Origin of the sequence: Halopseudomonas oceani (genome assembly GCF_963677335.1) — a bacterium.
In the GTDB taxonomy this organism is placed as follows: Bacteria; Pseudomonadota; Gammaproteobacteria; order Pseudomonadales; family Pseudomonadaceae; genus Halopseudomonas; species Halopseudomonas oceani.
In genome coordinates, this window is the sequence record NZ_OY781932.1 from 1,348,395 (window position 1) to 1,365,368 (window position 16,974).

The window sequence follows — 16,974 nt, forward strand, 5'->3', positions numbered from 1 at the left end:
GTGCTGGGCGCGCGGCCCCGTCTGTGCTTGAATGTGGGTGTCAATCTATCCAGAGACCATGCCATGGCTACCCTTGACTTGATTTCCGCTGGCCTGACCAGTGTGCGTCAGGGCCAGAACCGCATCAGCGGTGCGGCGTCTGACATCGCCCGTGCTGCGCTGCCAGTCGACCCGGCAGCAGGCACCGCTCAGCCGGCTCAACCTGCAACCGGACAAGCAGCCGCTTCTGCGCCGGTAGAAACCGCTCGCCCGGTGAACTTGGTCGACAGTCTGGTCGAGTTGCAACAAGGCCGCCAGGAGGCTGAGGTCGGCGCGTCGGTGATCGACACGGCTGACGAAGTGCTTGGTACCTTGCTGGATGTCACCGCCTGAGCCTGATCAGGCTCACCGGCATGTTGCACCCAGATGACCCCTGTCGGCAGCAGTTACAGTAGCTATATCCCCTCCGCAGTTACTACGCAGACTGCGCGTTCCATCGCGGTCAATGATAACGTTCCGCCCGCTGAGGCCAACACCCGCTTTGCGCCGATAGAGCAAGCCGGCGAAGCGGCGGTTGGAACGGCCCCCTCTGATACTTCTCGCGACACCGAGTTGGCTGAAGCCGAGCGCAGCAAGCGTTCGAGGCTTGCCAAGGTTGAAGCGGAGCTGGCGCAGTCCGAGCAGAGCGAAATCAGGGATCTTGCCGCCCGTGATCGTGAGGTGCGTACGCACGAACAGGCGCACATGTCGGTTGGTGGTCAACATGCAGGCTCTGCATCCTTTACCTACCAGCGTGGCCCTGACGGGCGCATGTATGCGGTGGGTGGCGAGGTGCCTATTGATACCGGCCCGGTTCCCGGTGATCCGCAGGCAACCATCGACAAGATGGAGCAGGTGCGCCGCGCGGCACTGGCGCCGGCAGAGCCCTCTGCGCAGGATCGCTCGATTGCTGCGCAGGCCGCCCAACTGATTGCTCAGGCAAGGGCTGAAGTGGCATCCACGGCATCTGATACGGCTGACGACAAGGGCTCGGTCGCCGCTACCGCGGCTGACGAAGAGCAGGCGGACGCCAGTTCAGCAGGTGATGCCTCCAGCGCGGACTTGTCTCTCTATCGCAGCATCGCTGCAGGCAACCCGGAATCTGCGGTGCGCGCGCAGGCCTGAGCTTAGCCAGCAGTATACAAACGCTTCGCTTTTATACTCATTGCTGTTGATACCGTGGCATTCATGCGGGGGTTGACAATGCCTGGGCGTAAACGTATGTTTCAAACGTCTGTTTGAATTCGAGCTGGCCATCAGCTCAAAACCGCAGCCTCGGCTGCCCGTGCATACTGATCAATACTTGAGGTCCAGTACCATGCCCGATTACAAGGCTCCCCTGCGTGACATTCGTTTCGTCCGCGATGAACTCCTGGGTTATGAAGAGCACTATCAGAGCCTGCCCGGCTGCGAAGACGCTACTCCGGATATGGTTAATGCCATTCTGGAAGAGGGTGCGAAATTCTGTGAGCAGGTGATTGCCCCGCTGAACCGCGTTGGTGACACCGAAGGCTGTACCTGGAGCCCTGAGGGTGTGACTACCCCGACCGGCTTCAAGGAAGCCTACCAGCAGTACGTTGAAGGCGGCTGGCCGAGCCTGGCCCACAACGTTGATCACGGCGGTCAGGGTCTGCCCGAGTCGCTGGGTCTGGCTATCAGCGAGATGGTCGGTCAGGCCAACTGGTCCTGGGGCATGTACCCGGGTCTGTCGCATGGCTGCATGAACACCCTGGATGCCCACGGTACCGACGAGCAGAAGCACACCTACCTGCCCAAGCTTGTATCTGGCGAATGGACTGGCACCATGTGTCTGACCGAGCCGCACTGTGGTACCGACCTGGGCATGCTGCGCACCAAGGCCGAGCCGCAGGCTGATGGTACCTACAAGGTATCCGGCACCAAGATTTTCATCTCTTCCGGCGAGCACGACATGTCGGAGAACATCATCCACATCGTGCTGGCTCGTCTGCCCGATGCACCTGCCGGCACTAAGGGCATCTCCCTGTTCATCGTGCCCAAGTTCCTGGTTAACGCCGATGGCGAGAAAGGCGAACGCAACGGTGTCACCTGTGGTTCGCTCGAGCACAAGATGGGCATCCACGGCAACGCTACCTGCGTGATGAACTTCGACGGCGCCACCGGCTACCTGATCGGCGAGCCGAACAAGGGCCTGAATGCCATGTTCACCTTTATGAACACCGCGCGTCTGGGTACTGCACTGCAGGGCCTGGCACACAGCGAAATTGCCTTCCAGGGCGGTATCCAGTACGCCCGTGAGCGTCTGCAGATGCGTTCGCTGACCGGCAACAAGGCACCGGAGAAGCCGGCTGATCCGATCATCGTCCATCCGGACGTACGTCGTATGTTGCTGACCATGAAGGCGTTCACCGAAGGTAACCGCGCCATGGTGTACTTCACTGCCAAGCAGGTCGACATTCTGAAGAACAGCCAGGATGCCGAGCAGAAGAAGCAGGCTGACGCCATGCTGGCCTTCCTGACGCCGATCGCCAAGGCGTTCATGACCGAAGTTGGTTTTGAAGCGGCCAACCACGGTGTGCAGATCTACGGTGGCCACGGCTTTATCGCCGAGTGGGGCATGGAACAGAACGTGCGTGACGCCCGTATCTCCATGCTGTACGAAGGCACTACCGGTATTCAGGCGCTCGACCTGCTGGGTCGTAAGGTTCTGATGACCCAGGGCGAAGCGCTGAAGGGCTTCACCAAGATCGTGCACAAGTTCTGCCAGAACAACGAAGGCAATGAAGCCATCGCCGAGTTTGTCGCACCGCTGGCTGCGCTGAACAAGGAATGGGGTGAGCTGACCATGAAGATCGGCATGGCCGCGATGAAAGACCGCGAAATGGTCGGCGCCGCGTCTGTGGATTATCTGATGTACAGCGGTTACGCCTGCCTGGCCTACTTCTGGGCTGACATGGCGCGTCTTGCTGCCGAGAAGCTGGCCGCAGGTACTGCGGAAGAGGGCTTCTACAAGGCCAAGCTGCAGACTGCCCGTTTCTACTATCAGCGTATCCTGCCGCGCGTTCGCACTCACGTTGAGGCGATCCTGTCCGGTGCGGACAACCTGATGGAAATGGATGCTGACAACTTCGCGCTGGGTTACTGATTCAGCGACGCGTTGCTGCCAGTAAGAAGGCCGCCCCGGTAACGGGGCGGCCTTTTTTGTGCCGGGTACTCAGGGATTACGCGCCAGGCGCAGTCCGCTGAACTGCCACTGCGCAGCAGCTGGAAAGAAGTTGCGGTAGGAGGGCCGGCTGTGCCCTTGAGGGGTAGCGCAGGAGCTGCCGCGCAGCACCATCTGGTTGATCATGAACTTGCCATTGTATTCACCGACGGCACCCGCCGCCGGTTGGTAACCGGGGTAAGGCAAATAGGCGCTGTTGGTCCATTGCCAAACCTCGCCAAACAGCCCGGCGAGATCCGGTGCGTTGCAGGCTGCGTGCTCCCACTCGGCTTCTGTAGGCAGTCGTGCCCCAGCCCAGCGTGCGTAGGCATCCGCTTCATACAGGTTGATATGGCAGGCCGGCGCCTCAAGTTTGAGCGCTTGCCGGCCAGCCAGGGTGAAGGCGTGCCGCGGTTCATCTGCTGTCTGCTGCCAGTACAAGGGGGCCCGTGCCTGTCGCTGGTTGACCCAGTCCCAGCCATCGGACAGCCATAGCTCCGGACGCTGGTAGCCGCCGTCTGCGATAAAGGCCATGTAGTCGGCGTTGCTGACATTGCGCTCACCCAGCAGGAAGGGTTCCAGCCAGACGCGGTGGCAGGGGCCTTCGTTGTCATAGCTGAAGCTGGCGTCGGACGCGCCGATCTCGCACAGACCGCCGGTGAACTCCCGATAGGGGTAAGGCTCAGTGGCAATAGCGGAGCGTTGTTCAGGTGCGTTTGTCCGCCAGGCGGGCATAAGCGGGTTGCAGGAAAAATGATGCTTCAGATCCGTCAGCATCAGTTCCTGATGCTGTTGTTCGTGCTGCAGGCCGAGGGTTACCAGTGCGGCGAGGCTGTGACGCTGGCTGGCGTCGCTCAGTACCTGCTGCATCAACTGGTCAATCCGCTGGCGGTAGTGGAGCACTTCTTCCAGCGTCGGCCGCGATAATAGACCGCGCTCGGCGCGTTGATGGCGTTCGCCAATGCCGACGTAGTAGGAGTTGAACAGTACCTTGTAGGCCGGATCAATGGCCGGGGGCGGCTCGGGCAACGCGGCGAGAACGAAGGTTTCAAAGAACCAGGTGGTATGGGCCAGGTGCCATTTCAGCGGGCTGGCATCGTTCATGGACTGCAGCTGACAGTCTTCGGCGCTGAGCCCGCGGACCAGCTCCAGTGAATAGGCTCGGACTCGGGCGTAGTCGAGCGCAAGTCCGCTGGCCGTCGTCTGGCTGCTCGTCCCGTTCATGCTGGCTCCGCCAGGAAGACGCCGAACCAGTCCTGCGCGTCGGTCCAGTAATGGCTGCAACGCAGGCCGCTGGCAGCGAGCAGGGCGCGAAACTCATCCGCACTGTACTTGTGGGAATACTCCGTCACGATGTGCTCACCGGCTTCGAAGTGGCGGCGAGTGTGTCGGGCCAGGCGCACGCTGTGCCGTTCACGGGCCACCAGTCGCATTTCGATGCGGCGATGTTCATCGTCGAACCGGGCCCAGTGGTGAAAGAGCTCGGGTCGGAAGTCGGCATCCAGTTCCTGGTTGACGACGTTGAGGATGTTCAGGTTGAACGCGGCGGTAACGCCGCTGGCATCATCATAGGCTGCTTCCAGGATGGCGCGAGGCTTGAGCAGGTCGGCACCAATCAGCAGTCGTCCCTGTTCCGCGCAATGGGCTCTTATACGTCTGAGAAAGTGCATGGCGGCGCGGGGTTCGAAATTGCCGATGGACGAGCCCGGGTAGAAGAAGACCGGTGGATTGTTGGGGCGCTCAGCCAGCAAATCGTGCAACTCGAGGTGTTGGGTGAAGTCGCTGACCACGCCGACACACTCCAGCTGAGGGTGCTGTTGAGCAACAGCGGCTATCGAGCTTTGCAGGAACTCTCCGGCGATGTCGACACCAACCACTCGCGCCGGGGCGACCGCGTCCAGCCATTGCTGTGTTTTGTGACAGTCGCCGCAGCCGAGATCGATCCACTGCGGGGCGTCTGGCAGCTGGGCGGCGATAGCCTCACGGTTGTCCGAGAAAATCTGCGCCTCGGTGCGGGTAGGGTAATACTCGTCGAGGCGACAGATGTCGGTAAACAGTTCGCAGCCGCGCTCGTCGTAGAAGTACTTTGAGTCGATGCGTGCGGTTGGCTGCAGCAGTCCCTGCAGAAGCTGTTGGCGCTCATCCTGAACCGGAAGGCGCAGGGTGGATTCGAGTCTGGGCAGGTCAAGAGCAAGGCTCACGTGGCGTCATCCTCTGCAGGTTAAAGTTAAAACCTAGCAGTGGGTTGCGCATACCGCCAAAATGACCGTCCAGTCAGGCCCTGAGTTGTGACCCGCTACCGCGCCGTTATCACAGTCCCTTGGCGTTGTCGGCCAGTACGCGGATAGCCTTGAACAGCTTGCGCGCAGCGGCTGGCGGCTTGTTCTGCTCGACTTCCCTGGCAGCCTGCCGAACGAGTTGGCGCAGGTGCTGACGATCCGCGTCGGGATAGGCCAGCATGAATAGCTCCAGTTCGTCCGCGCGACCGGTCAGCAGCCGGTCGCGCCAGCGTTCGATTTGGTGAAAGTGCTGGTTGTGAGCTGCGCTGCTGCTGTCAAACAGATCCAGATAGGTCTGGATTTGCTCAATATCCTGATCGCGCATCAGTTTGCCGACAAAGCTCATATGGCGTTTCAGGGCGCCGCGTGCAGTGTGCCGACTGGCCTCGGCGAGCGCCAGGCGCAGCTTGTCTGTCAGCTCCAGCTTGGCCAACTGGTCGGGTTTAAGTGCCAGTAGGCGCTTGCCCATCTCCTGCAGGGCGTCCATCTCCCGTTTGATCTGGGTTTTGCTCTTGCCCTCATCAACGGGGTCGAGGGATTCGTCGTCGTGAAACTCGGTCATGGTGATCCTGTCTGGAGATGGTCGCGCCAGCGTTGGCCGGGGGGCAATGATACCTGCTTAGCGCCGGCCGCGGCCAATCCATGGTGGTTTCCGGTTGTGCAACCTCGCTACAATGGTTGCTTGATCCGGAGGTGATATGAGCGCGAATACGATCAGCGTAGCCGAGAAACCTGAAGTCCTGCAGCAGGCGCTGGAGCAACGCGTCGCCTTTATCGTTGACGAGGCGCGCCGACAGGGCGCTAGCGCCAGTGAGGTAGCTGTCAGCCAGAGTACCGGTCTGTCAGTCAGTGTGCGCAGTGGAGAGGTCGAGACGGTCGAGTTTAATCGCGACCAAGGCTTCGCCATTACCCTGTATGCCGGCCAGCGAAAGGGCTCGGTCAGTACCTCCGATACCTCTGACGCCGCTATTCAGCGCGCGGTTGAGACGGCGCTGGCAATTGCCCGACATGCCTCCGAGGATCCGTGCTCGGGGTTGGCTGATGCCGAGCTGATGGCCACCGAGTTGCCGGACCTTGATCTGTTCCATCCGTGGGCGCTGTCTGCCGAGCAGGCGATTGATCGGGCGCTGGAGTTGGAGCAGGCCGCCCTGGCCGTCGACGCCAGGCTGGTGACTGACAGTGCGCAGATCAGCACTCAGCAGGGTTGCCGCGTCTACGGCAACAGTCATGGCTTTATCGGCAGTGCGTTTGGCAGTCGGCATAGTAGTGCAGCGGTCATGATCGTCTCGTCCGAGCAGGGCATGCAGCGGGATTACTGGTATGCGGTTGATCGCGTGCCGGGTCGTCTGCCGAGTGAGCAGGCCGTTGGACGCAAGGCGGGGGAGCGGACGCTGTCGCGGCTGAACCCTCGTACGGTCAAGACCGCCAAGGTGCCAGTGCTATTTGCCGCGGACCAAGCCGCAGGTCTGGTTGGGCATCTGTTTGGTGCCATATCAGGCGGTGCGGTATATCGCCAGTCCACGTTTTTGCTCGATGCCTTGGGGCAGCCAATCTTCCCGAGCTGGATGACCATGCGTGAGGCTCCGTACCTGAAACAGGGGCTCGGCAGTTCGGCCTTCGATGGTGACGGCCTGCAGACACGCGAGCAGGCGTTTATTGCAGATGGCGAGTTGGTCAGCTGGTTGTTGAGCACCTACTCGGGTCGCAAGCTCCAGCTGCCCAGTACCGCTAACGCCGGTGGTGTTCATAACCTGCAGGTCACCAGTAACGCGGGCAACCTTGATGCACTGCTCAAGGAAATGGGTACCGGTCTGCTGGTGACTGAGCTGATGGGGCAGGGCGTGAACGGGGTAACTGGGGACTATTCGCGTGGTGCCGGCGGGTTCTGGGTCGAGAATGGTGAAATTCAGTATCCGGTCAGCGAGATCACCATCGCCGGTAATCTGAAGGATATGTATGCCAACCTGCGTTGCGTTGGCAACGACGTTGAACGCCGTGGCAACTACCTGACCGGCAGTTGGCTGGTGGATGGGATGACGGTGGGGGGCGCGTAGCGCCCCCCACCGTCAGCTGCAAGCCGCAAGCTTCAAGCTGCAAGTAAAACCCGCGCGGCTTTGGGTCGAGTGGTTCTTACTTTGCGTTGAGGGGGTAGCAAAAGAACTTTGAAAAACACTGGGTAGCCCTGTCGCCCGGGCCATCCTGTAGCAGCTTGCAGCTGGGTCTACTCCCCTTCCCCAAAGTAGTCGTTGATCAGGTCCAGCAATGCCTGCAGGGCTTCCTCTGCCTGCTCGCCTTCACAGTTGACGCATACCTCTGTGCCTTTGCCAGCTGCCAGCATCATGACCTGCATGATGCTCTTGCCGTCAACCTGGTCGTTTTCGTCGTGGCCGATACTGACCTTGCAGCCGTACTGGTTGGCTATGCCAACAAACTTGGCGGCGGCACGGGCATGCAGCCCCAGTTTGTTGATGATGAGAACGCGTGAGCTTGGCATCAGGGCAGGTCGCGGTGTCGTATCAGCAGGTTTGGGGTGCCGGCGCTCAGTTCCCGCACCAAGCGCTCGGCGATGTAGACCGAGCGGTGATGCCCACCGGTGCAGCCGATGGCGATGGTCATGTAGCTGCGCTCACTGGCGGCGTAGCGCGGCAGCCATTTCTTCAGGTACTGACAGATATCCTGATACATCTCCTCCACTTCAGGCTGCTTGCTCAGATAGTCGCTGACCGGTGTATCGCGGCCGGAAAAGGCGCGCAGGTCCGGTAGCCAGTACGGGTTTGGCAGACAGCGCACGTCAAATACCAGGTCTGCGTCCACGGGCAGGCCGCGTTTGAAGCCGAAAGACTGGATCAGCACTGACGGCTGGCTGCCCTTGGTGCCGAGCAGGCGTTGTTTGAGGTGGTCGCGCAGTTGATAAAGGTTGAGGTGACTGGTGTCGACCTTGAGGGTTGCCAGGTCGATGATCGGTTGCAGCAGCAGCGCTTCGCGATCCAGTGCTTCTCCGAGTGACAGATTGCCATCGGTTAGCGGGTGCTTGCGGCGGGTCTCCGAGAAGCGCTTGATGAGTACGTCGTTGCGCGAGGCAAGAAACAGCACGTCGCACTGTACGCCGGCGTTGCGGACGTCGCGCAGCAGTTCGGGAAAGCGGGCCAGGTCATTAGGCAGGTTGCGGGCATCAATACTGATCGCCACTTCTGGCAGGCTGAAGGCGTTTTCGCGGGCCTGGCGAGCCAGTTCCGGCAGCAGGCCGGCAGGCAGATTGTCGATACAGTAGAAGCCGTTGTCTTCGAGCAGGTGCAGAGCGGTGCTTTTGCCTGAACCGGACCGGCCGCTGACGACAATCAGACGCATGTCAGCCTCCGTCGCCGGGGCCGACCATGACACGGTACAGGTTGTCCGCGTCGGGTGCTGCGCGCAGCGCATCTCGTAACTCGGCGTTGTCGAGTTTGCTGGCCAGCATCTTGAGAATCTGTAGATGTTGTTCGGTGGCTTCCTGCGGGACCAGAAGAACAAAGATCAGGTCGACCGGTTGGCCATCGAGTGCGTCGAAATCGATCTTGCCGTCCAGCTGCAGCAGGGCGCCGATGGCCTGATGGCAGTCCTCCAGACGACAATGGGGAATGGCGATACCATTACCGAAACCGGTGGAGCCCAAGCGTTCTCGAGCGATGAGGTTTTCGTAAATGGCGTCTGGATCCAGGTTGGTGTGCTGGGCAACCAGCTTGCCGATCAGCTCCAGCACACGTTTTTTGGATCCACCCTGAACGCCAGCGAAGGTGCGTTCAGGGGTCAGGATGTGGTCTATTTGCATGTTGATGCAGTGAAGGTCCGGTTATCGGTCGTTCGCGCCTTGCTGACGGTCGATGTGCTTTTCCTTGTGCTTGATCAGTTGGCGATCCAGCTTGTCGGTCAGCAGGTCAATGGCGGCGTACATGTCAGAGTGTTCTGCCAGTGCGACCACTTCGCCACCTGCAATATGCAGGGTAGCTTCGGCCTTCTGTCGAAGTTTTTCCACCTCCAGGGTGACCTGGACGTTGGTGATCTTGTCGAAATGCCGCTCCAGGCGGGACATTTTTTCGGTGACGTAGTCGCGCAGTGCGTCGGTGATATCGAGTTGGTGACCGCTAATGTTCAGTTGCATACGGCGTCTCCTGATTGGCTTGTTGTTGCTGGGCGACCCACGGTCACCCGGTAATGCCACTTGCTTGATCCCTGAACTGGATCTGCTGCGTTGGACGGCCCTTTCAGAGGGCTGTCGCTGCAGGTGCTAGACCAGTCGCTTGCGTTCGCTCGATGGCGCGATGTTGAGCGATTCGCGGTACTTTGCGATGGTCCGCCGGGCTACTTCGATGCCCTGTTCTTCAAGTAAACCAGCGATCTTGCTGTCGCTCAATGGTTTCTTTGGGTTTTCTGCTGCGACCAGCTTTTTGATCAGCGCGCGGATAGCGGTAGAGGAGAATTCACCTCCTTCGCTGGTGCCAACATGGCTGGAGAAAAAGTACTTCAGCTCAAAGATGCCGCGCGGTGTGTGCATGTATTTCTGGGTGGTTACCCGCGAAATGGTCGACTCGTGCATGCCAACCGCCTCGGCGATGTCATGCAGTACCAGCGGCTTCATCGCTTCTTCGCCATGTTCCAGGAAGCCGCGCTGGTGCTCGACGATCTGGGTAGCCACTTTCATCAATGTTTCGTTGCGGCTCTGCAGGCTCTTGATGAACCAGCGCGCCTCTTGCAAATTATTGCGCAGGTAGGTGTTGTCGTTGCTGGAATCGGCTCGCCGCACCATTGATGCGTAGTGGCCGTTGACACGAACCTTGGGGACGGCCTCCTGATTCAGCTCGACCAGCCAGCGGTTGGCGTCACGGCGGACGATCACGTCCGGGATGACGTACTCGGGTTCGCCCGACGCGATTTCCGAGCCCGGGCGGGGGTTGAGGGTCTGAATCAGGGCGACCACATCGCGCAGCTGGTCTTCCTTCAGCTTGCTGCGGCGCATCAGTTGGGTAAAGTCGCGACTGCCGAGCAGCTCCAGATGATCGCGCACTACTCGGGTTGCCTGCTCCAGCATCGGAGTATTCTCAGGCAGCTGACGAATCTGCAGTAGCAGGCATTCGCGTAGATCACGTGCGCCAACGCCAACCGGCTCGAACTGCTGAATGCGGTGCAAGACCATCTCAACTTCATCCAGCTCGACTTCCAGCTCTGCGGGCAGGGAGGCCAGAATGTCGTCGAGCGACTCTTCAAGATAGCCGTCGGCATTGATACCGTCGATCAAGGCAGTTGCGATCTGGTAATCGGTTTCGGACACCGGCAGCAGGTTCAGCTGCCACTCGAGATGGCTTTGCAGGGTTTCGCCGGTGCCGGTGCGTGAGGTGTAGTCCCAGTCTTCATCGTCCTGGCTGGGCAGCGAGCTGGCCGAGGTCTGATAGACGTCCTCCCACTGGGTGTCGACTGGCAACTCGTTGGGGATCTGTTCGTTCCAGTTAGTGTCCTGGTCGGCTTGGCCATGTTGCTCAATGGAGTCGAGGGAAACCGGTTCGGGCATGGTGACCGCTGGCGCGTCATCATCGCCATTATCCTGCGCGTTGCTGCTGCCGTAGTCTTCGTCGCCGTCGTCTGCCATTTCCAGCATGGGATTGGCTTCCAGCGCCTCTTGCACCTCCTGCTGGAGGTCAAGGCTGGATAGCTGAAGCAGTCTGATGGCTTGCTGCAGCTGCGGTGTCATCGTCAGCTGCTGCCCCATCTTGAGGACGAGCGATGGTTTCATTGTGTCGCGTATTACCTTGTGCGCTTGGTCAGACCCTGTGCCGGACGAGGACCGGACTCGTTCCCCGCTAGCATGCCTGAGTTGCGGGTGCTTTTATAGCCGGAAGGCATGACCGAGGTACACATCTTTTACTGTCTGGTCGGCCAGAACGGTCTCTGCGTCGCCTTCGGCGATGATGTGGCCGTCGTTGACGATATAGGCCTTGTCACAGATATCCAGCGTTTCTCGGACATTGTGGTCGGTGATCAGGACACCGATTCCCTTGTCCTTCAGGTGCTGGATGATCTGTTTGATATCGTTGACCGAAATCGGATCTACCCCGGCAAAGGGCTCGTCCAGCAGAATGAAGCTGGGGTCGGTGGCCAGGGCGCGGGCGATCTCGGCGCGTCGCCTTTCACCACCCGACAGGCTCATGCCGCGGCTGTCGCTGAGGTGGTGAATATGAAACTCGCGCAGTAGCGATTCAAGTTTGCCTTCGCGGGCTTGACGGTTCAGATCCTTGCGAGTTTCCAGAATCGCCATGATGTTCTCCGCTACGGTCAACTTGCGGAAAATCGATGCTTCCTGTGGCAGGTAGCCAATACCTTCGCGGGCCCGGCCGTGCATCGGCAGGCGGGTGACATCCTTGCCGTTGACAGTCACCTTGCCTTCGTCAGCCTTGACCAAACCGACGATCATGTAGAAGCAGGTGGTTTTACCGGCGCCGTTGGGGCCGAGCAGGCCGACGACCTGGCCGCTGTCGATTGACACGGACACATCGCGGACGACCTTGCGCGACTTGTAGGCCTTGGCCAGGTGGCTCGCTTGCAGGGTGGTCATGGGGCTGCCGGCTCTTCGCTGGGTGTCTCGGCGCTACGGCTGCGAGGCTGGATAACGATCTCGATCCGCCCGCCGCCTTCGCTGCCGCTGGCGCCACTGCTGCTCTGACCGGCATCCACCACCTGGCGCTGGATGTCATAGCTGACATGCTCGCCCTGAAAGGTGTTGCCTGACTGCTCAAGGAACGCGTTCTTGATCAGGACGATGGTCTCGCGGTCGGCGTGGTACTCGATCGTCTCTGCACGTGCCTTGACTGGAGGCTTGTTGGCTTCCGGAGTCTGCTGATAGGTAGCCGGGCCGCCCTGAGTCACCATGGTATTCAGCTCACCGTTTGCGTTGGTCGTCAGGGTCACGCGCGAGCCGGTCAAACGCAGGCTGCCTTGGGTGATAACGACGTTGCCGGTGTACACGGCAGTATTACGCTTGTCGTCAAGCGTCGCCCCGTTGGCTTGAATGCGAATGGGTTGACTGCTGTCGCTGGGCAGCGCCATAACGTGACTCAGCGGGCAGAGTGCCAGCGTCAGGGCAAGGAGGGGTTTAACGCACCTCATATTGGCCTCGTACGGTGGACAGCAGCGTCAGGCGGCCGTCGTTGAGAAAGAGTTTCATGCCCTCGGCAGTGGTCACACTGCGAGCGGCTTCGATTTTAACTGGTTGATCGGTTTCGGCGTAGTCGCGACCGGGAAACAGCGTCAGCGCCGAGGTTGTCAGTTGACGGGCATCGGCGCTGTTCTGCTTGAGCAGGACGTCGGTCGTCAAATCAACGCGGTCACCGCGCTGGGTAACCACGCCTTGTCTTGATTTGAGCAGCCAGGGCGTCGGGTCGCCGCCACGATAGAACAGTAGCTCCGGGTCTTCCAGGTGCGTACTGCCGTCGTCGATCTGGTGGACGGCGTGGCTGGTAGTCAGTTGATAGGCGATCTTGCCCTGCTCGTCGAGCATCTGGATGCGGGCATTGTCGATATAGAAATCAGGCCGGTCGACAGGTTGTTGGGGTGCGCCTGATTTGAAGCTGGCAGGGCTGATGTTCCAGTAGCCCACTGCCAGTGCCAGTGCTGCTCCTGCAATCAGCAGCAGGCCAACGACTAGGTAGCGCGGCAACGTGAGGTTCACAGGTATGCTGCCTGTGCCTGATCGAGGGTTCCCTGCGCGCGCATGATCAGCTCGCAGAACTCTCGTGCTGCGCCGCCGCCGCCACTTGCGCTGGTGATGCCGTGGGCATGTTCGCGAACGAAGCCATCTGCGCTGGCAACGGCCATGCCCAGGCCAACCCGGCGCATGACCGGCAGGTCGGGCAAGTCGTCGCCGAGGAAAGCGATTTCCTGCATTTCGACGGGAACGATTTCCCGCAGCTCTGCCAGCGCGGTCAGCTTGTCCTCGCGGCCTTGAATAAGGTGCTTGATGCCAAGGTTGGCTGCGCGACGTTCTACCAGTGGTGATTTGCGGCCGCTGATAATGGCGACTTCCACCCCGGACGCGATCAGCATCTTTATGCCGTGGCCATCCAGTGTGTTGAAGGACTTGAATTCGGTGCCGTCGGGCATGAAGTACAGGCGGCCGTCGGTCAATACGCCGTCAACATCGAAGATGGCGAGGCGAATGGCTTTTGCGCGGTCGATCAGTTTTTCCATGTTCAAACTCACACTACTCCAGCGCGAAGCAGGTCATGCATGTTCAGGGCGCCCACTGGTCGACCCTCGGCATCAACCACAAACAGGCCGTTGATGCGGGCGTCTTCCATGATTTTCAGGGCTTCAGCCGCGAGCATACCACTACGGGCCGTTTTGCAGTGACGGGTCATTACGTCGCTGATGCTGGCTTGCTGGAAGTCGATATTGTGGTCCAGGCTGCGACGCAGGTCGCCGTCGGTAAAGATGCCGGCCAGTTGGCCGTCTGCGCCGATGACACCGGTAAGTCCCAGTCCCTTGCGAGTCATTTCCAGCAGTGCGTCACGTAGGGGGGCGCCAGGTGGAACCAGCGGCATGGTGTCGCCGGTATGCATGATGTCATCAACCAGCAGCAGCAGGCGGCGACCCAGGCTGCCGCCCGGGTGCGAGAATGCAAAGTCTTCGGCGCTGAAGCCGCGGGCCTCCAGCAGCGCGATTGCCAGCGCGTCGCCCATTACCAGCGCGGTAGTGGTGCTGGAGGTCGGCGCGAGATTTAGTGGGCAGGCTTCCTGCTCGACGCCCGTATCCAGATTGGCAACCGCGGCCAGAGCCAGTGTTGACTGCGGGTTGCCGGTCATGCTGATCAGTGGTGCGCCGAGGCGTTTGATCAGGGGCAGCAGCGTGACTACTTCGGCGGTATTGCCCGAGTTGGACAGCGCGATGACAACGTCTTCAGCGGTAATCATGCCCATGTCGCCGTGGCTGGCCTCGCCCGGGTGGACAAAGAATGCCGGTGTGCCGGTACTGGCCAGCGTTGCGGCGAGCTTGCGGCCGACATGGCCAGACTTGCCCATGCCGGTGACAACAACACGGCCGCGGCATTGCAGCAGGGTGTCGCAGGCAATGGTGAAAGGTTCTGCAAGTCGCTGCAGCAGCGAGTCTACCGCGTCACGCTCCATGCTGATGGTGCGCGATGCGGAAGCGATGTAGTCAAAATCGGCCATGTGCTGTTCGTCGGTTGTCACTGAACGCGCAAGTATAGCGGTTTGTCTGAGGTAACTCACCAGCCTTGCGCCACTGTGTTGCACCACTACCCGGTTCTGGGTAGCGGCGGGATTCCCGGCTTGGGCTGCCGTCGGGGAACTGGTATATTACGCGGCTTCGTTTGCCCGAGGTCTGGGCAGTATCCGGAAAGGCCCGAATATCACTATGACCGACGTGTCAGATTACATCGTAGACCTGCAGGACGTGACCTTTCGGCGCGGCCAGCGGGTCATCTTTGATGGCGTGGATATCCGTATTCCCCGCGGTAAGGTTACCGGCATCATGGGGCCCTCCGGCTGTGGCAAGACTACCTTGCTCCGGCTGATCGGTGCGCAGCTGCGACCCGAACGTGGGTCGATCTGGGTGAACGGTCGTAACATCCCGGAACTGGAACGCGAGCAGCTGTTCGCTGCCCGGCAGGACATGGGGATGCTGTTCCAGAGCGGTGCGCTGTTTACCGACCTGAACGTGTTTGAGAACGTGGCTTTTCCGCTCCGCGTTCACACCGAACTGCCGGAAGACATGATTCGTGACATTGTCCTGCTCAAACTGCAGGCAGTCGGCTTGCGCGGTGCGCGTGACCTGATGCCGGATGAACTGTCCGGTGGCATGAAGCGGCGGGTAGCGCTTGCGCGAGCGATTGCGCTCGATCCCGAGCTGATGATGTATGACGAGCCTTTCGTCGGCCAGGACCCGATCTCGATGGGGGTGCTGGTTCGCTTGATTCGTCTGCTTAACGACGCGCTCGGCTTGACTAGTATTGTTGTTTCGCATGACCTGGCCGAAACCGCGAGCATTGCCGACTATTTATATGTGGTTGGCGATGGGCAGGTGCTGGGGCAGGGAACGCCGGATGAGTTGATGAACTCTGACAATCCACGCATTCGCCAATTCATGCAGGGTGAGCCCGATGGTCCGGTGCCATTCCACTTTCCTGCCCAGGATTACTTGAAGGATCTGATGCAAGCGGAGAAAGACGCGTGAGTGCAGTCGACAGATTGGTACTGCTCGGCCGGGCCGGGTTGGACACCATTACAGCGTTGGGTCGCTCCGGGCTGTTTCTCGTTAATGTTCTGTTCGGCCGGGCGCGGTTCGGTAATGCCTGGGCGCTGCTGATCAAACAGCTGCATTCGGTCGGTGTGCTGTCGCTGGCCATCATTGTGGTTTCTGGTCTTTTTATCGGTATGGTGCTGGCGCTGCAGGGTTACAACATTCTGGTTGGCTACGGCTCCGAGCAGGCGGTTGGGCAGATGGTTGCCCTGACGTTGCTGCGTGAGCTTGGCCCCGTTGTGACGGCGCTGCTGTTTGCTGGCCGCGCAGGTTCTGCACTGACCGCCGAAATCGGCCTGATGAAGGCTACCGAGCAGTTGTCCAGTATGGAGATGATCGGTGTTGACCCGCTCAAGTATGTGATTGCACCTCGGCTGTGGGCCGGCTTTATCTCGATGCCACTGCTGGCGATGGTGTTCTGCGTGGTCGGCATCTGGGGTGGCGCTATGGTCGCAGTCGACTGGCTGGGCGTGTATTCCGGGTCGTACTGGACGAATATGCAGAATTCGGTGGAGTTCGTCGATGACGTGCTTAACGGCCTGATCAAGGCTGTGGTATTTGCCTTCGTTGTCACCTGGATTGCGGTATTTCAGGGCTATGACTGCGAACCCACTTCAGAAGGCATCAGCCGCGCAACCACACGCACCGTAGTTTATGCGTCGCTGGCAGTGCTGGGGCTGGACTTCATCCTCACTGCCCTGATGTTTTGATTAGCCAAGGAATCATCAAATGCGTACCCGTAATCTGGAATTGACTGTCGGCGTATTTATTCTGGCCGGTGTGCTGGCGCTGGCAGTGCTGGCGCTGCGTGTGGCCGGGTTGACGCCAGGCAGCGCCAGCAGCACCTACAGCGTGCATGCCTACTTCGACAATGTGGCCGGCCTGACGCCGCGCGCCAAAGTCACCATGTCCGGTGTGACCATTGGTCAGGTCACCGCGATCGAGTTTGACAAGAATCGCTACAGTGCGCGGGTCGACATGGCTATTTACAGTGACGTCGACACGCTGCCTGCCGATAGCACGGCTTCCATCCTGACCGCCGGTCTGCTGGGAGAGAAGTACGTTGGTATCTCGGTGGGTGGTGAAGATGACCTGTTGGTTGATGGCAGCGAAATCTACGACACCCAGTCGGCATTGGTGCTTGAGGAACTGATCGGCCGGTTCCTGCTCAATACGGTAAGCAAGGAAGACTGATTCCGGTCAGCCACACAG

Annotated in this window: 20 protein-coding genes; 7 read left to right on the forward strand and 13 right to left on the reverse strand. The window is 60.1% G+C overall.

The window, feature by feature from the left end; all coding sequences use genetic code 11:
• The first annotated feature begins 63 nt into the window (after nucleotides 1–63).
• The 3 genes from ACKPCU_RS06320 to ACKPCU_RS06330 all read left to right on the forward strand — a co-directional run bounded on the left by ACKPCU_RS06320 (nucleotide 64) and on the right by ACKPCU_RS06330 (nucleotide 3,142).
• Complete coding sequence (locus ACKPCU_RS06320) at nucleotides 64–372, forward strand: hypothetical protein (protein WP_104739063.1); 309 nt, start codon at nucleotides 64–66, stop codon at nucleotides 370–372.
• Between the two features lie 33 nt (nucleotides 373–405).
• Entirely contained in the window at nucleotides 406–1,143 is a 738-nt protein-coding gene (locus tag ACKPCU_RS06325) for a putative metalloprotease CJM1_0395 family protein (RefSeq protein ID WP_321350754.1), read from the forward strand.
• A gap of 193 nt (nucleotides 1,144–1,336) precedes the next feature.
• Nucleotides 1,337–3,142 carry a phenylacyl-CoA dehydrogenase gene (locus ACKPCU_RS06330; RefSeq protein WP_321350756.1) on the forward strand — a complete coding sequence of 602 codons (1,806 nt, stop codon included), beginning with the start codon at nucleotides 1,337–1,339 and terminating at the stop codon, nucleotides 3,140–3,142.
• Nucleotides 3,143–3,211: 69 nt separating this feature from the next.
• On the opposite strand, the gene egtB is transcribed toward ACKPCU_RS06330, so the two are convergent.
• The 3 genes from egtB to yjgA all read right to left on the reverse strand — a co-directional run bounded on the left by egtB (nucleotide 3,212) and on the right by yjgA (nucleotide 6,040).
• Nucleotides 3,212–4,423: an ergothioneine biosynthesis protein EgtB gene (gene egtB, locus ACKPCU_RS06335; protein ID WP_321350758.1), complete on the reverse strand. Its 1,212-nt coding sequence runs from the start codon at nucleotides 4,421–4,423 to the stop codon at nucleotides 3,212–3,214.
• Entirely contained in the window at nucleotides 4,420–5,400 is a 981-nt protein-coding gene (gene egtD / locus ACKPCU_RS06340; RefSeq protein WP_321350760.1) for an L-histidine N(alpha)-methyltransferase, read from the reverse strand. Before egtD ends, egtB begins: the two co-directional genes overlap by 4 nt.
• Before the next feature lie 109 nt (nucleotides 5,401–5,509).
• Nucleotides 5,510–6,040, reverse strand: coding sequence for a ribosome biogenesis factor YjgA (yjgA, locus tag ACKPCU_RS06345; RefSeq protein WP_104739068.1), 531 nt, complete (start codon nucleotides 6,038–6,040; stop codon nucleotides 5,510–5,512).
• A 136-nt stretch (nucleotides 6,041–6,176) separates the two neighbouring features.
• On the opposite strand from yjgA, the gene pmbA reads away from it, so the two are divergent.
• A complete protein-coding gene (gene pmbA / locus ACKPCU_RS06350; protein WP_104739069.1) occupies nucleotides 6,177–7,532 on the forward strand; it encodes a metalloprotease PmbA in 1,356 nt (451 codons plus the stop codon).
• A 167-nt stretch (nucleotides 7,533–7,699) separates the two neighbouring features.
• Here pmbA and ACKPCU_RS06355 read toward each other — a convergent pair whose 3' ends face one another.
• The 10 genes from ACKPCU_RS06355 to ACKPCU_RS06400 all read right to left on the reverse strand — a co-directional run bounded on the left by ACKPCU_RS06355 (nucleotide 7,700) and on the right by ACKPCU_RS06400 (nucleotide 14,672).
• Entirely contained in the window at nucleotides 7,700–7,972 is a 273-nt protein-coding gene (locus tag ACKPCU_RS06355; RefSeq protein WP_321350763.1) for an HPr family phosphocarrier protein, read from the reverse strand.
• Nucleotides 7,972–8,826 (reverse strand): RNase adapter RapZ, encoded by an 855-nt coding sequence (gene rapZ, locus ACKPCU_RS06360; RefSeq protein ID WP_104739752.1) that lies wholly within the window; start codon nucleotides 8,824–8,826, stop codon nucleotides 7,972–7,974. Before rapZ ends, ACKPCU_RS06355 begins: the two co-directional genes overlap by 1 nt.
• A 1-nt stretch (nucleotide 8,827) precedes the next feature.
• Nucleotides 8,828–9,286, reverse strand: a complete 459-nt coding sequence (gene ptsN, locus ACKPCU_RS06365) for a PTS IIA-like nitrogen regulatory protein PtsN (RefSeq protein WP_104739751.1) — start codon at nucleotides 9,284–9,286, stop codon at nucleotides 8,828–8,830.
• Between the two features lie 21 nt (nucleotides 9,287–9,307).
• Nucleotides 9,308–9,616: a ribosome hibernation-promoting factor, HPF/YfiA family gene (hpf, locus tag ACKPCU_RS06370; RefSeq protein ID WP_088273238.1), complete on the reverse strand. Its 309-nt coding sequence runs from the start codon at nucleotides 9,614–9,616 to the stop codon at nucleotides 9,308–9,310.
• Between the two features lie 126 nt (nucleotides 9,617–9,742).
• Nucleotides 9,743–11,242: an RNA polymerase factor sigma-54 gene (locus tag ACKPCU_RS06375; RefSeq protein WP_321350768.1), complete on the reverse strand. Its 1,500-nt coding sequence runs from the start codon at nucleotides 11,240–11,242 to the stop codon at nucleotides 9,743–9,745.
• Nucleotides 11,243–11,335: 93 nt separating this feature from the next.
• Nucleotides 11,336–12,061 (reverse strand): LPS export ABC transporter ATP-binding protein, encoded by a 726-nt coding sequence (gene lptB / locus ACKPCU_RS06380; RefSeq protein WP_104739749.1) that lies wholly within the window; start codon nucleotides 12,059–12,061, stop codon nucleotides 11,336–11,338.
• On the reverse strand, nucleotides 12,058–12,612 hold the full coding sequence (lptA, locus tag ACKPCU_RS06385) for a lipopolysaccharide transport periplasmic protein LptA (RefSeq protein WP_104739748.1): 555 nt from the start codon (nucleotides 12,610–12,612) through the stop codon (nucleotides 12,058–12,060). The genes lptB and lptA overlap by 4 nt, the downstream gene beginning before the upstream one ends.
• The gene (lptC, locus tag ACKPCU_RS06390) at nucleotides 12,599–13,174 is read right to left on the reverse strand and encodes an LPS export ABC transporter periplasmic protein LptC (protein ID WP_170063113.1); all 576 of its coding nucleotides are present in this window, start codon (nucleotides 13,172–13,174) and stop codon (nucleotides 12,599–12,601) included. Before lptC ends, lptA begins: the two co-directional genes overlap by 14 nt.
• Complete coding sequence (locus ACKPCU_RS06395) at nucleotides 13,171–13,692, reverse strand: KdsC family phosphatase (RefSeq protein WP_104739756.1); 522 nt, start codon at nucleotides 13,690–13,692, stop codon at nucleotides 13,171–13,173. Before ACKPCU_RS06395 ends, lptC begins: the two co-directional genes overlap by 4 nt.
• An 8-nt stretch (nucleotides 13,693–13,700) precedes the next feature.
• Nucleotides 13,701–14,672: a KpsF/GutQ family sugar-phosphate isomerase gene (locus ACKPCU_RS06400; protein ID WP_321350772.1), complete on the reverse strand. Its 972-nt coding sequence runs from the start codon at nucleotides 14,670–14,672 to the stop codon at nucleotides 13,701–13,703.
• 205 nt (nucleotides 14,673–14,877) lie between these two features.
• Here ACKPCU_RS06400 and ACKPCU_RS06405 point away from each other — a divergent pair, with 205 nt between their 5' ends.
• The 3 genes from ACKPCU_RS06405 to mlaD are packed head-to-tail and all read left to right on the forward strand — an operon-like array spanning nucleotide 14,878 to nucleotide 16,956.
• Nucleotides 14,878–15,696: an ATP-binding cassette domain-containing protein gene (locus ACKPCU_RS06405; RefSeq protein WP_104739746.1), complete on the forward strand. Its 819-nt coding sequence runs from the start codon at nucleotides 14,878–14,880 to the stop codon at nucleotides 15,694–15,696.
• Nucleotides 15,693–16,472: a lipid asymmetry maintenance ABC transporter permease subunit MlaE gene (gene mlaE, locus ACKPCU_RS06410; RefSeq protein ID WP_373289809.1), complete on the forward strand. Its 780-nt coding sequence runs from the start codon at nucleotides 15,693–15,695 to the stop codon at nucleotides 16,470–16,472. Before ACKPCU_RS06405 ends, mlaE begins: the two co-directional genes overlap by 4 nt.
• Before the next feature lie 19 nt (nucleotides 16,473–16,491).
• Nucleotides 16,492–16,956, forward strand: a complete 465-nt coding sequence (gene mlaD, locus ACKPCU_RS06415) for an outer membrane lipid asymmetry maintenance protein MlaD (protein WP_104739744.1) — start codon at nucleotides 16,492–16,494, stop codon at nucleotides 16,954–16,956.
• The last annotated feature ends 18 nt before the right edge of the window (nucleotides 16,957–16,974 follow it).

What these genes read in the sequence shown, in the direction of transcription:
- ACKPCU_RS06320 (WP_104739063.1), top strand. Translation starts at nt 64, where the DNA reads ATGGCTACCCTTGACTTGATTTCCGCTGGCCTGACCAGTGTGCGTCAG.
- ACKPCU_RS06325 (WP_321350754.1), top strand. Translation starts at nt 406, where the DNA reads ATGACCCCTGTCGGCAGCAGTTACAGTAGCTATATCCCCTCCGCAGTT.
- ACKPCU_RS06330 (WP_321350756.1), top strand. Translation starts at nt 1,337, where the DNA reads ATGCCCGATTACAAGGCTCCCCTGCGTGACATTCGTTTCGTCCGCGAT.
- egtB (WP_321350758.1), bottom strand. Translation starts at nt 4,423, where the DNA reads ATGAACGGGACGAGCAGCCAGACGACGGCCAGCGGACTTGCGCTCGAC.
- yjgA (WP_104739068.1), bottom strand. Translation starts at nt 6,040, where the DNA reads ATGACCGAGTTTCACGACGACGAATCCCTCGACCCCGTTGATGAGGGC.
- pmbA (WP_104739069.1), top strand. Translation starts at nt 6,177, where the DNA reads ATGAGCGCGAATACGATCAGCGTAGCCGAGAAACCTGAAGTCCTGCAG.
- ACKPCU_RS06355 (WP_321350763.1), bottom strand. Translation starts at nt 7,972, where the DNA reads ATGCCAAGCTCACGCGTTCTCATCATCAACAAACTGGGGCTGCATGCC.
- rapZ (WP_104739752.1), bottom strand. Translation starts at nt 8,826, where the DNA reads ATGCGTCTGATTGTCGTCAGCGGCCGGTCCGGTTCAGGCAAAAGCACC.
- ptsN (WP_104739751.1), bottom strand. Translation starts at nt 9,286, where the DNA reads ATGCAAATAGACCACATCCTGACCCCTGAACGCACCTTCGCTGGCGTT.
- hpf (WP_088273238.1), bottom strand. Translation starts at nt 9,616, where the DNA reads ATGCAACTGAACATTAGCGGTCACCAACTCGATATCACCGACGCACTG.
- ACKPCU_RS06375 (WP_321350768.1), bottom strand. Translation starts at nt 11,242, where the DNA reads ATGAAACCATCGCTCGTCCTCAAGATGGGGCAGCAGCTGACGATGACA.
- lptB (WP_104739749.1), bottom strand. Translation starts at nt 12,061, where the DNA reads ATGACCACCCTGCAAGCGAGCCACCTGGCCAAGGCCTACAAGTCGCGC.
- lptA (WP_104739748.1), bottom strand. Translation starts at nt 12,612, where the DNA reads ATGAGGTGCGTTAAACCCCTCCTTGCCCTGACGCTGGCACTCTGCCCG.
- ACKPCU_RS06395 (WP_104739756.1), bottom strand. Translation starts at nt 13,692, where the DNA reads ATGGAAAAACTGATCGACCGCGCAAAAGCCATTCGCCTCGCCATCTTC.
- ACKPCU_RS06400 (WP_321350772.1), bottom strand. Translation starts at nt 14,672, where the DNA reads ATGGCCGATTTTGACTACATCGCTTCCGCATCGCGCACCATCAGCATG.
- ACKPCU_RS06405 (WP_104739746.1), top strand. Translation starts at nt 14,878, where the DNA reads ATGACCGACGTGTCAGATTACATCGTAGACCTGCAGGACGTGACCTTT.
- mlaD (WP_104739744.1), top strand. Translation starts at nt 16,492, where the DNA reads ATGCGTACCCGTAATCTGGAATTGACTGTCGGCGTATTTATTCTGGCC.